General features: G+C 40.1%; 7 protein-coding genes and 2 pseudogenes. 4 read left to right on the top strand and 5 right to left on the bottom strand.

Going from position 1 to position 13,063, the window contains the following annotated elements:
• Positions 1 to 528 (top strand): annotated as a pseudogene (locus tag ACKPEB_RS00495) (hypothetical protein); the annotation flags it as partial.
• A gap of 489 nt (positions 529 to 1,017) precedes the next feature.
• Here ACKPEB_RS00495 and ACKPEB_RS00490 read toward each other — a convergent pair.
• Genes ACKPEB_RS00490 through ACKPEB_RS00480 form a run of 3 tightly spaced genes read right to left on the bottom strand, consistent with a single transcriptional unit; the run spans position 1,018 to position 3,489 of the window.
• Positions 1,018 to 2,196, bottom strand: a complete 1,179-nt coding sequence (locus ACKPEB_RS00490; RefSeq protein WP_408962799.1) for an LptF/LptG family permease — start codon at positions 2,194 to 2,196, stop codon at positions 1,018 to 1,020.
• Positions 2,193 to 2,921 carry an LPS export ABC transporter ATP-binding protein gene (lptB, locus tag ACKPEB_RS00485; RefSeq protein ID WP_408962798.1) on the bottom strand — a complete coding sequence of 243 codons (729 nt, stop codon included), beginning with the start codon at positions 2,919 to 2,921 and terminating at the stop codon, positions 2,193 to 2,195. Before lptB ends, ACKPEB_RS00490 begins: the two co-directional genes overlap by 4 nt.
• Positions 2,922 to 2,943: 22 nt before the next feature.
• The gene (locus ACKPEB_RS00480; protein WP_408962797.1) at positions 2,944 to 3,489 is read right to left on the bottom strand and encodes an LptA/OstA family protein; all 546 of its coding nucleotides are present in this window, start codon (positions 3,487 to 3,489) and stop codon (positions 2,944 to 2,946) included.
• Positions 3,490 to 3,763: 274 nt separating this feature from the next.
• Here ACKPEB_RS00480 and ACKPEB_RS00475 point away from each other — a divergent pair, with 274 nt between their 5' ends.
• The 3 genes from ACKPEB_RS00475 to ACKPEB_RS00465 all read left to right on the top strand — a co-directional run bounded on the left by ACKPEB_RS00475 (position 3,764) and on the right by ACKPEB_RS00465 (position 10,279).
• Positions 3,764 to 6,565 (top strand): cation-translocating P-type ATPase, encoded by a 2,802-nt coding sequence (locus ACKPEB_RS00475; protein ID WP_408971230.1) that lies wholly within the window; start codon positions 3,764 to 3,766, stop codon positions 6,563 to 6,565.
• A 302-nt stretch (positions 6,566 to 6,867) separates the two neighbouring features.
• Positions 6,868 to 8,373, top strand: coding sequence for a NupC/NupG family nucleoside CNT transporter (locus ACKPEB_RS00470; protein ID WP_408962795.1), 1,506 nt, complete (start codon positions 6,868 to 6,870; stop codon positions 8,371 to 8,373).
• A 100-nt stretch (positions 8,374 to 8,473) separates the two neighbouring features.
• Positions 8,474 to 10,279: an SLC13 family permease gene (locus ACKPEB_RS00465; RefSeq protein ID WP_408962794.1), complete on the top strand. Its 1,806-nt coding sequence runs from the start codon at positions 8,474 to 8,476 to the stop codon at positions 10,277 to 10,279.
• A 232-nt stretch (positions 10,280 to 10,511) separates the two neighbouring features.
• Here the strand turns inward: ACKPEB_RS00465 and glmS are convergent, their stop codons facing one another.
• Positions 10,512 to 12,440: a glutamine--fructose-6-phosphate transaminase (isomerizing) gene (gene glmS / locus ACKPEB_RS00460; protein ID WP_408962793.1), complete on the bottom strand. Its 1,929-nt coding sequence runs from the start codon at positions 12,438 to 12,440 to the stop codon at positions 10,512 to 10,514.
• Between the two features lie 207 nt (positions 12,441 to 12,647).
• A pseudogene (locus ACKPEB_RS00455) lies at positions 12,648 to 13,063 on the bottom strand (hydrogenase formation protein HypD); the annotation flags it as partial.

Below are 13,063 nucleotides of genomic sequence, written 5' to 3'. Positions count from 1 at the left end.
TCAACACTATCTCCGAATCATCTTACTAATCCTAACGCAGCATTAAATCCCCTCTCAGGAACAACCGTTGGTCTCACACCCTTTACAGGAACTCCCACGGTGACCGGACAAACCCTCTCACCGACTTGGAGTGTTCCCAGAGGTAATCCGAACCCTGCGGTGGGTACAGTTCCCCTTCCGGTTCAAAACCCCTATCAAACCAATCTTACCCTACCTCCGCCTGTTCCTACCGTCCCAACGGTAACGCCCGGAAACCCAAACTATTCTAATCTCAATGCCTATCCTTATACCGGACAACCAGCCTATCCTAATAATTATATTGCCCCCTCCTATTCTGTCACTCCAAATCCGGGTAATTATAGCACCTCACAACCAATTCAACCCAATAGTTACATGACTCCTAGTAATATGAATCCCAACTTACAACCGGGTCAAATCGGTCAAACTCAACGCAATTTTTCAGTTCCTAATCGGGTTCCGGGTCGTTATATTGGCGGGGGAGAAATTAATACGTTTGCTAATCCTTAATTTCTGATTAAATTAAAGATAACGTTAAAATAAGCGATCGCACTTTAGGACAGTGGGATCGAGTTTTGTTGTCAATATTGAACCCATCTAAACTTTAAAACTAGATGATACTGTCATCACCCCAATCTTAAATAAGTCGAATTTTTGCGCTACGGTTGAACGGTTAGGAATTGCTAATTCTCACTCTAGGCTCGTTAATCCAGTTCAGATTGGTCATTTTAATCTTTACACTAATTCCGAATTAGTAGAATTAGAAAATAGAGATCCTCTAAATACTGAATCAAATCAGCAAAATACAGCACCTTCCAAGGGAACAATTGATGATGTTTTGCGTGTTACTCAATTAAAGATTATTTCTAAGTTAATCAAACTAGGTTTAACCGCAGAACAAATTGCTGAAGTTGTTGATTTACCTTTAAATGAAGTACAGGAAGCAATGAAATAGATTGAATGGGGTTATATATTATTTGCATGATCATGATCATGTTTCTATTTAGAAGCCCGAACTAATAAAAAACTCGCAATTCCAATGCCTAAAAATGTCGGCAACCAAGCGGCGAAAAAGGGAGTGAGAATTTCTTTTTGACCTAATGCTCCGGTGACAAACGAGAGTAAATAATATCCGAAAATAACCATAACGCTAATCCCAAAACTCGTAGCGCGGCTGGTGCTTTGGGGTCTACTACCTAATGCAACTCCTAATAAAGCAAACACCACACAGGAGAAGGGCAAAGCATATTTTTGTTGAATTCTAACTTTAGTTTTAACAATTCTTTGTTGATCACCACTTAATTTCATCAACTTTAAATAATCTTGAGCTTGAGCAATATTCATCTCATCAAACCCGCGTTTTTGGGAAGCTAAATCTAAAGGTGTTCGAGAGAGTTGAATTTGTTTGTGATCAAAGCGAACAATATTGCGATAGGAACCATCAGGATTAACAATATAAATAGTACCATTAAAGAAATCCCAGGTATTTTGAGCAAAATTCCAATTGGCAGATTTTGAAGAAATAATTTGAGTCAAATCGGGTTGAGAGCGATCTAAAATCGTGACTTCCAACATTTGACCGCGATCAAATTTTTCAGCATAAAACAATCGGACTAAGCGACTAATTTTTTTATCCGTTCCTTCAATTTCAATTTTATCATATTCAGGATAAAAAATATTATCTTCCTGAATCGGAAGTTGACCTTCATTTAACGCTTGTTCATAGGTAATAGAGGCTCGATAATTGGCAGCCGGAACAATTACCTCATTAAAACCAAAGGTTAAACCTGTAATCAAAAAACTAAAGATTAAAGTTGGAATCAGCAGGCGATATAAACTAATCCCACAACTTCTTAAGGCAATTAATTCACTATCACTGGATAAACGACCATAAACCATTAATGCGCTTAAAATCATCGCCATCGGAAAAGCTAAAACGATGAATTCTGGCATTTTTAATAGAAAAATCTGCACAGCAATAGAAACCGCCATCCCTGATTCTGCGACTTGTCGAACTAAGTCAAAAACGGTTCCGACCGTGAGAGCAACAGAACTAAATAATCCGACTCCAAAGACAAAGGGCGGAATAATTTCTTGGATTAAATATCGATCTAAAATAGAGACAGAGGGGAGGAAAAGTTGACCTGAACCCCAGGGTTTGTAAACATTGATTTTCATAATTGAAAATTGTCGCCAAGGTAATATTGTCGCACTAGGGGATTATTGTAGAGTTCTTCGGCGGTTCCTGATGCAAAAATTTGTCCATCCCGCATCATATAGGCTCGGTTTGTAATGGCTAAAGTTTCTCGCACGTTATGATCGGTAATCAAAATTCCCATATTGCGATCGCGTAATTGAGCGACAATTTCTTGAATTTCAGAAACAGCAATGGGGTCAACTCCAGCAAAAGGTTCATCTAAGAGTAAAAATTGAGGTAATTCTAATCCGGCGGCTAAAGCACGAGCTAATTCAGTGCGGCGTCGTTCTCCTCCAGATACCTGATAACCTAAAGTTGAGGCGACTTTCTCTAACCGAAACTCCCGTAATAAAGTATGGAGACGTTTTTGCCATAAATGACGAGGAACACCGGTTTGCTGTAAAACCAATAAAATATTATCCCTGACACTGAGATGGCGAAAAATACTCGCTTGTTGAGTTAAATAACCAATTCCTAAGCGAGCGCGTTGATGAATGGGTAAATGGGTAATCTCCAATTCATTAAGATAAACATTGCCTTGGGTGGGTTTTTCTAATCCCGTGGCAATATAGAAAGTCGTGGTTTTCCCGGCACCATTTGGCCCTAATAATCCTACAATTTCTCCTTGAGAAACCGAGAGATTCACTCGACTAACGACGGTGCGTTTCCGGTAGGATTTGTGAATATTCTCCAGCACGATTTTCATAACGGAATTTGTTAGGAATAATTTAAGGGTTACGAGGTGCTGAAGGTGAACTTAACGGGGTTTTAAACGCAGGTTTCGGGTTAAAAGGTTCAACCGTTGCGTTTTTAGGGCTGGCAGTTTCATCAGGGACTAAATACATCGATTCTACCTGTCCACCTCCTTGAGGTAAAGCAATAAATCGTCCTTCATCAATCAAATAGGTGACGGTTTCCCCTCGAATGGTGTTTCCTTCTTGCAAAACAAACACATTTCCACTCAAGACAATACGACGTTCTCGACTAAAATATTGAGCTTGAGCCGCAGTCGCTTGAATACTCCGGGCGGGATAGTTAATCTGGACATTCCCCCTAGCGGTAACAATTCCGGTCTGAGCGTCCGCTTCTTGAATATCAGACCGAACAGTCATAGCGCGTCCCACAGGATTTTTAGCGGGAGGTGCATTTTGAGCATAGCTAGGAGTGGAACTCACAACGCTATCGGTGACAAAACTACTCACCAGAGCAATAGGTAACAACAGGGTCAACCCGACCCGCAGAGAGATTGAATTGAACAGGTTAGCAATTCGCATTATGACGTTAGAAATTCTAAAACATTGACTAGGTGATGCAATTAAGCCAGGAATGGTTTTAATGCCAAGAATAAAAGTTTATTAAGTCTGTGTGCCTATTGTACTCGATCGTTTCAATTATAAATTGAGCCAAAAAATGTATTTTTTTAAGGGTAATAAGTATTAATCCCTCTCGACGAGTTGCAAAACAGATCTGGTGCAGGTTTCCACACCTCCTACAAATCACCTATGATTTGATTACAGTAGATTAGCCGGAACGTTTAGGAAGTAGACAATGGTATCTCCCGAATCCTCATCAATGTCTTCTGATTCGACCTTAAAACCCATTACCACTTGGCACAGTTTCGCTGCTGAGAAAGCCCTTAAGGTACTCGATACAGATAACGAAACTGGGTTAACCCTACAACAGGTGACTCAACGACAACAACAGTATGGTCTGAATGAATTAGAAGAAGGCGCGGGTCGCAGTCCCTTGGAGATCTTATGGGATCAGTTCACGAATATTATGCTCGTGATGCTGATTGCTGTCGCCATTGTATCTGCCTTTATCGATTTACGAAAGGGAAGTTTTCCCAAGGATGCCGTTGCCATTTTTGCGATTGTGATTTTGAATGGGATGTTAGGCTATTTCCAAGAAAGCCGTGTAGAACAAGCCTTAGCCGCCCTCAAACGGATGTCTTCACCGAAAGTTCGGGTGATGCGGGACGGTAAGTTATTGGAAGTGGCAGCAAAAGAATTGGTTCCAGGGGATATTATGTTTCTCGAAGCTGGGGTGCAAATTCCGGCGGATGGTCGCTTAATTGAAGCTCAGAATTTGCAAGTCCGAGAAGCCGCCTTAACGGGTGAAGCAGAAGGAGTGATTAAAAAACCTAATGTGGAATTAGCCGACGATGCCCCGTTAGGCGATCGCATTAATATGGTATTCATGGGGACGGAAGTTGTCCAAGGACGGGGAGAAGTCGTCGTTACTAATACGGGAATGACAACGGAACTGGGACGCATTGCAGAAATGATTCAGGGTGTCGAAAGTGAACCGACGCCTCTCCAGCAACGGATGTCTCAGTTAGGAAATGTGTTGGTCAGTGGGTCTTTAGCCTTAGTCGCCTTAGTGGTCATTGGCGGTGTAATTAGAACCGGAAGTTTTAGCCGTTTAGAAGATTTATTAGAAGTGTCTCTGAGTATGGCGGTGGCGGTGGTTCCCGAAGGTTTACCTGCTGTGGTAACGGTGACTTTAGCCATTGGAACCCAACGAATGGTACGGCGTCATGCGTTAATTCGTAAATTACCTGCGGTAGAAACCTTGGGTTCTGTTACAACCATTTGTTCAGATAAAACTGGAACCTTGACTCAAAATAAAATGGTTGTGCAATCGGTTTATACCTTAAATGAAGTGTTTCAAGTCACCGGAGAAGGATATGATCCCGTTGGGGAATTACAACTGATAACTTCTGAAAACAAGATCAATATCTCTCCATCTTCTGAAGTTTTGAAACCCATTTTAACAGCTTGTGTCTTGTGTAATGATGCTCAATTACAACAAGATAAAAATCAATGGATGATTTTAGGAGATCCCACCGAAGGAGCGTTATTATCGTTAGCTGGAAAAGTCGGTTTATTTCGAGAAACTCAAAATCAACAAAACCCCCGTGTTGCTGAAATTCCATTCTCTTCAGAACGCAAGCGCATGAGTGTGATTTGTCAATCTGATGATGAATTTTCGATGTTTACAAAAGGATCACCGGAGTTGATTTTAGCTCAATGTGATTCGGTTTTGGTGGGAAATCAAACGGTTTTATTAACTGAAGTTGACCGTCAACGAATTCTCGACCAAAATAATGAAATGGCCGGAAAAGGATTACGAGTTTTAGGATTTGCTACGCGATCTTTAACAACATTACCCGAAGAAGGCACTGAAGAAGCCGCCGAACAGGAATTAGTTTGGTTAGGATTAGTAGGAATGTTAGATGCGCCGCGTCCTGAAGTTCGAGAAGCGGTTAAACGCTGTCGAGAAGCGGGAATTCGTCCAGTCATGATTACCGGAGATCATCAATTAACCGCGAAAGTCATTGCTCAAGATTTAGGAATTGCTTCCCCTAATGATTTAAGTTTAACAGGTCAAGAATTACAGAAACTTTCTCAAGCCGAATTAGAACAAGAAGTTGAACAAGTCAGTGTTTACGCGAGGGTTTCTCCTGAACATAAACTTCGCATTGTTCAAGCCTTACAAAAGAATGGTGAATTTGTCGCCATGACCGGGGATGGAGTTAATGATGCTCCCGCCTTAAAACAAGCTGATATTGGCATTGCGATGGGCATTACCGGAACCGATGTTAGTAAAGAAGCTAGTGATATGATTTTACTAGATGATAACTTTGCCACCATTGTTGCCGCCACAGAAGAAGGACGAGTTGTTTATAGTAATATTCGCCGTTTTGTTAAATATATTCTCGGTAGTAATATTGGGGAAGTTTTAGTGATTGCCTCTTCTCCAATTTTAGGGTTAGGAGGTGTTCCATTATCGCCGTTACAAATTTTATGGATGAACCTTGTAACCGATGGTTTACCTGCTTTAGCCTTAGCGATGGAACCCGCCGAACCTGCGGTGATGCAACGTCCTCCTAATCATCCCCGTGAAAGTATTTTTGCGCGAGGATTAGGATTATATATGGTGAGAATTGGGATTATTTTTGCCATTTTAACGATTGTTTTAATGGTTTGGGCTTACGATCATACTAAAATCGCGGGTAATCCTGAACGTTGGAAAACAATGGTGTTTACAACCTTATGTTTAGCCCAAATGGGTCATGCTTTGGCGGTGCGTTCTGATAGCCAATTAACAATACAAATGAATCCGAAAACGAATCTTTATCTCTGGGCTGCTGTAGGATTAACCACTGTTCTTCAATTACTATTAATTTATGTTCCGCCCTTACAAAGTTTCTTTGGAACTCACGCTTTAACATCTACAGAATTGTTAATCTGTTTAGGCTTTAGTGCCTTAATGTTTGTCTGGATTGAAATGGAAAAACTGGTTCAAAGATGGTTTTTCCAACGTCGTCAAAACCCTAGTTTGTAAAGGATAACTCTTGATTCAAAGCCCAAGATAACGATTATCAACTCGGTTTTTGGGTTTGGTGACATTGACGTTTGACAGGGTTAGTGGTAGCGTTGCACTCAACAACCTACGGCTAACCCGATACCGTTCAGTGGGACATTCTGGAGCGATTGGGTTTCCTATTTTAACCCCAATTCCTCAAGGTTTTTTAAGTTTTACTCAACAGTATTGCCAAGTGACCCCATTCGCAATAGAATCAGGACGAGAACCCAGGGTACATAAAATGAGGAAACAATTAATTAGGAATATACCAAAAAACACTTATGAGTTACCTAAATTTAATTTCTTTTTTGGGAATTTTTGCCTTATGCTTTATCGCTTGGTTATTCTCAGAAAATAAACGAGTCATCCCTTGGCGAACAATGGGTTTAGGGATTGGCTTACAATTGGTTTTAGCCTTTTTAGTATTTCTGTTTCCTCCCACCAGAACGGCTTTAGAATGGTTTAGTAGTCTTCTCGATAGTTTATTTTATGCTGCCGATACAGGAGCTAGATTTGTCTTTGGAAAAAATATTGTTCCCATTCCTGGACAAACCCCTGATGTTAATTTAGGTTATATTTTTGCATTTAGAGCCTTACCTACGGTAATTTTCTTCTCTGGCTTAATGGCATTGTTATATAACTTAGGTGTGATTCAATTTGTTACCAATATTTTTGCTAAGTTATTCTATAAAACAATGCGCTTAAGTGGGGCAGAAGCCTTAAGCGGTGCCGCCAATATTTTTGTTGGAATTGAAGCCGCCATTGTGGTTAAACCCTACTTAGAAAAGATGACCCGTTCCGAACTGTGTGCCATTCTAAGTTGTTGTTTTGGAACGGCGGCTTCTTCAACCTTAGCCATTTATGTTAGTTTTTTAAGACCGGTTTTCCCGAATATTTTAGGACATTTAGTTTCTGCCTCTATTATGGCAATTCCTGCCTGTTTTGTCATTTCTAAAATTTTAGTTCCTGAAACCGATAAACCCTTAACTTTAGGGATGCTTCCTGAAGAGAAAAAAGAAGAGAATTTCGTCACCCATGAAGGCGAAGAACCCCAACTCGAAAGCATTGGCGGTGAACTCATGGAGCGAGTTAGCCCCCTAGATTCAGCCATTATTGGGGCATTAGATGGGGTAAAAATGTCCGTTGCCATTGCTGCGGTTTTGATCCTAATTTTGGGATTAGTTTCTTTAATTAATCAATTTTCAAGCTGGTTAGGTTTATTACCGAGTCCAGTGGGAGACGTTTTTAAAGTTCTAACATTAGCGAATATTTTGGGATTTATTTTTTATCCCTTAACAATTTTAACAGGAGTTCCCTTTGAAGATTCTTGGACAGCCTCGGTGATTATTGGTCGTCGGTTATTAGAAACAGCAATTCCTCCTTATCAAGCCTTAGCAGAAGCCGCAAAAGAAGGATTAATTACTCCTAGAACGGTGTTAATTGTCAGTTATGCCTTATCCGGTTTTGCCCATGTAGCTTCGGTGGGAATTTTTGTAGGGGGAATGGTGGGTTTAGTTCCGTCTCGGCGAAAAGATATTTCCGAATTAGGCTGGAAAGCATTATTTGCTGGAACCTTAGCCACCATGATGATTGCCTGTTTAGCCGGATTCTATGATAATGGGAATCCAAGTATTATGGGTGAACCCGCAACAACCCCGGCCGTTAGCACCCCTGCGGCTCCTAACACAACGGTTTCACCAACCCCAACCTCGACACCGATGGTCAGTCCAACCCCTAAAGCTTCTCCTTCCCCTAAAGCGACAACAGCACCCTCTGAAAAGCAGTAGGGGAATTAACTTCTGAATCTGGCGATGGGCAGGATGAGCCCGCCCCAACAAACCCCTAATTCCGATTTTCTGAGTTTCGATACACCCGATTAGATTTTTCATGACCCATATTATTCTGACTCTTAGTATTGTTATTCTGGCTTTAATTGCCTTTATTTTTGAGTGGCTTCCCGTTGATTTAACCGCCCTCACTGTTACCGTTGTTTTAATGATTTTAAAGTTAGTCACACCCGATGAAGGCATCTCCGGGTTTGGTAACTCTGCCACCATTACGGTGATGGCGATGTTTATTTTAAGTGCTGGAATTACTAAAACCGGAGTTGTACAAACCGTTCGAGATTGGTTAGTGAAATGGGGTGGAAAAACGGCGGGTCAACAAATTTTAGTCATGGGATTAATTGTTGGCCCGATTACGGCATTTATTAATAACACCGCAGTGGTTGCCATTTTCTTACCGATTATTGAAGATTGGTGTCGGAAACAAAAAATTTCTCCCTCTAAATTATTAATTCCTCTTTCCTATGCCACTGTTTTAGGAGGGATGATTACCGTTATTGGAACTTCAACCAACGTTTTAGCTAGTGGTATTTCTAAACAACTGGGATATGGAGAATTTCAGTTATTTCAATTTACGGTATTAGGCATTATTACTTTTATTATCGGTTTAATTTATTTAGCTATTATTGCTCCTCGACTTTTACCTGACCGTAAACCCCCCAATTTTGAAGTTCTTGAACAGGAATATGGGTTAAAAGATTATGTGAGTGAACTCGTGATTACTCCCCGTTCTAGTTTGGTGGGACAAACCGTTAACGAAAGTGAAATTCAACGCAAATTTGATTTAGATGTACTTGAATTAATTCAAAATAAGATGCGCTTTCCCCAACCGTTAGGGGATAAAGTATTAAGTGCAGGAGATATCTTAATTGTTCGTAGTAGTCGAGAAGATTTATTAAAAATCCGAGATGAAAGAGGGTTAGATATTTTTCCTGATGTGAAATTTAAAGAAGAATCTTTAGAAACGGTCTTGAGTTCGGGTGAAGAAAAAATAGCTGAGGTTTTAATTTTATCGAATTCTCGATTAATTGGAACCACTTTAAAAGATTTAAGATTCCGTCAACGCTATAACGCAACGGTTTTAGCTATTCGTCGCGGTTCAGAATTAGTTCAAGGACGATTAGGGAAAGTTCCCTTACGATTTGGGGATTTATTATTACTTCAAGGCCCAAAACAAAGCTTTATTGGGTTACAAACCACACGGGAACTGTTAGTTTTAGAAGAACGAGATGTAGAAAATCTCAGACAAGATAAAGCTTGGGTCGCACTGGCAATTATTTTAGGCGTTATTGTTCTCGCTGCATTTGATATTATGCCGATTTTAGTCAGTGCTTTAGCGGGTGTGATTTTAATGGTGATTACAGGATGTATTAAACCCGGAGAAATTTATGGCGCGGTTCGTTGGGATGTGATCTTTTTATTAGCGGGATTAATTCCATTAGGAATTGCAATGGATAAATCCGGTTCAACTCAATGGTTAGCTGATACCTTAGTTGGTTTTGGCGGTCATTTATCCGGGTATTGGATTTTATTATTCTTCTATATTGCCACATCGATTCTGACAGAAATTCTCTCGAATAATGCAACAGTTGTCTTAATGATTCCGGTTGCGGTAAAAGTTGCCATAACATTAGGTTTGAATCCATTTGCCTTTATGTATGCTGTTACCTTTGCCGCTTCTAATAGTTATATGACCCCCATTGGTTATCAAACGAATACAATGGTTTACAGTCCAGGGGGATATAAATTCTTTGACTTTACCCGTGTTGGTGCTCCTTTGAATTTAATCCTAACTCTTGTTACTCCATTATTAATTGTTTGGTTATATGGATTATCCCCCATTCAATAATCACCCTCTTTTGTTCACTTAGGAAAGTTTGAACCTCTAGCGCTACGCATTACAGTTAGGACATTTCTGAATCCAGCAAACCCTTTCAGTTCTTAAAGTTAAGCTGTTCCCAGTCAATCGCAGTTCCCTTGAGCGTAGCGCTATCGTCAAAAAATCAAACCTTTCCCTTGAAGTGATAAAAGAGGGTTGAGTTTATCTCTTAATTGTTACCCTCCAGAAAGAATAAACTCAATTATTCCACTGTTACAGACTTGGCTAAATTTCGAGGTTGATCGACATCTAATCCTCGCCGTGCTGCAATATGATAAGCTAACAATTGCAGGGGAATAACAGTTAAAATCGGAGATAAAATTTCATCAACAACAGGAACTCCTAAAACATCATTAAAGATTTCCTTCGCTTCCGGTTCTTCCTTCGGCATTACCCCAATTAAACGAGCATCTCGTGCCTTGGCTTCTTGAGCATTAGAAATGACTTTTTCATAGACAGTTCCCGGCATTGCGATCGCCACAACGGGTACTTTTTCATCTAATAAAGCAATCGGGCCATGTTTCATTTCTCCAGCCGGATATCCTTCAGCATGAATATAACTAATTTCCTTTAATTTTAACGCTCCTTCTAACGCAATGGGAAAATTAATTCCTCGCCCTAAAAAGATAAAATCATGAGTTTCATTAAAATCATGGGCTAACTCCTCAATCGATTTTTCTTGATCCTGTAATAACTGTTCCATTTGAGTCGGAAGTTGTCGCAAATCTTTGATAATTTCTAACAAGCGAGATTTCGGTAAGGTTTGACGATGCCAAGCCATATCTAAGGCTAATAAATAAAAGGCAATTAATTGAGCAACAAAGGTTTTTGTTGCTGCTACGCCAATTTCTATTCCGGCTCTAGTATCAATAATATGGGGAACTAATTGAGCTAAAGAACTTTCAGGACGGTTCGTAATTCCTAATAGTTTTGCTGCGTATTGTGGTGGAGCATTAATTCGGCGTTGCTGTTCCATTGCTAGAGAAGCAAGGGTATCGGCTGTTTCTCCTGACTGGGTAACACCAATGGTTAAGGTATGAGGTCTGAGGGGAGTGGGTGCATAACGCGCTTCTGAAGCATATTGTACAATCGTCGGAATTCCTGCTAATTGTTCTAGTAAATATTTGCCGACTAAACTCGCGTGCCAACTGGTTCCACAAGCTAATATTTCAATTTGTTCTAAATCTTGATACCAACTAGAAGGAATACTTAAATTAATCGGTGAAGTTTGTTTTTGATCGGCAGATTTTTGAGCCAATTTTTTAGATATTTGTTCCGCTTCTAGTTCACAGTCTTGATTCAAATAAGCTTGTAAACAATCCCGAACAACTCCGGGTTGTTCATGGATTTCTTTGAGCATGAAATGTTTAAAAACGTGCTTTTCAACTAAAGACGGACTCCAATTGAGAATGCGAGGAACTTTATGTAAACGTTCTCCAGTAAACGTATAAACTTCCACACCCAAATGAGTTAAACGGGCAATTTCACCATTTTCTAAACTTAAAACGGCTTGGGTATAAGGAACTAAAGCTGGAGTATCAGAAGCACAGAAAAATTCCCCTTGACCTAACCCAATAGACAAGGGAGCTTGTTGACGGGCAACAATTAATTCATTAGGAGAATCTGCACATAAAACGGCAATGGCAAAGGCTCCATCTAAACGATTAACCGCTTTAATAACAGCATCTAAAAAGGTAATTTTTTCTGAACTTTTAGCTATCAAAATATCAGCAATTAAATGAGGAATAACTTCTGTATCCGTATCCGATTTAAACTCATAACCTTTAGCTTTTAATTCTTCTCGTAATTCTCGATAATTTTCAACAATTCCATTCTGAACAACCGCCACTCGTCCTTGATTATCCTGATGAGGATGGGCGTTTCGTTCTTCCGGTTTACCATGAGTTGCCCAGCGTGTATGACCAATGCCAATACTAGAAGGCATTTCAACCTGAGCTAATTTTTCCCGTAGATTATAGAGTTTTCCTTTCGCCCGAACCGAATGAATATTTCCTTCCCAAATCGTCGCTAAACCCGCAGAATCATAACCCCGATATTCTAGTTTTTCTAATCCTGCGATTAAAATGTCACTGGCGACTTGAGTTCCAATATAACCGACAATTCCACACATGAATTTACCACTCCTGCGTTAATCTGAGTTGATTCCCTTGATCTTACAATTTGGAACTATTGTATTCCGGTGGTGGATCAAGACGCTAGATCAAAGCTGAGGAGGTTAGGGAGCAAGTTCTTGCTAATTATTGCTTAACTAAAGTAAATTATAACAATCTGCGATCGCCTTCGGCTGGGCGAAGTCCATCGCCTACAATCACCCAATTTATAAAGAAATCGGAATTTTATTGTGGGGAGTTTGTTGACGATAGCGATAATAAGCCGCACAAGCTCCTTCAGAAGAAACCATCGGTGCACCTAACGGATGTTCAGGAGTGCAACGGGTTCCAAAGGCAGAACATTCATGGGGTTTTTTAATTCCTTGTAAAATTTCTCCACTGATACAGTCAGCACAAGGAGAAGAAACGGGAATTAACCGTTGAGAATTAAAGCGTTTTTGAGCATCAAAATCAATATATTTGGCTTTAATTCCTAACCCACTTTGGGGAATTTCACCCAAACCTCGCCATTGACGAGGGACAATTTCAAAGATTTCGTGAATAATGGTTTTAGCGGTTTCATTTCCTTCTCGACGCACGGAACGATTATATTGATTTTCGAGTTTATATTCGCTGTTTTCTA

Source organism: Planktothrix sp. (assembly GCF_046067725.1).
Classification (GTDB): domain Bacteria; phylum Cyanobacteriota; class Cyanobacteriia; order Cyanobacteriales; family Microcoleaceae; genus Planktothrix.
This window is presented reverse-complemented; position numbering and strand designations above follow the sequence as displayed.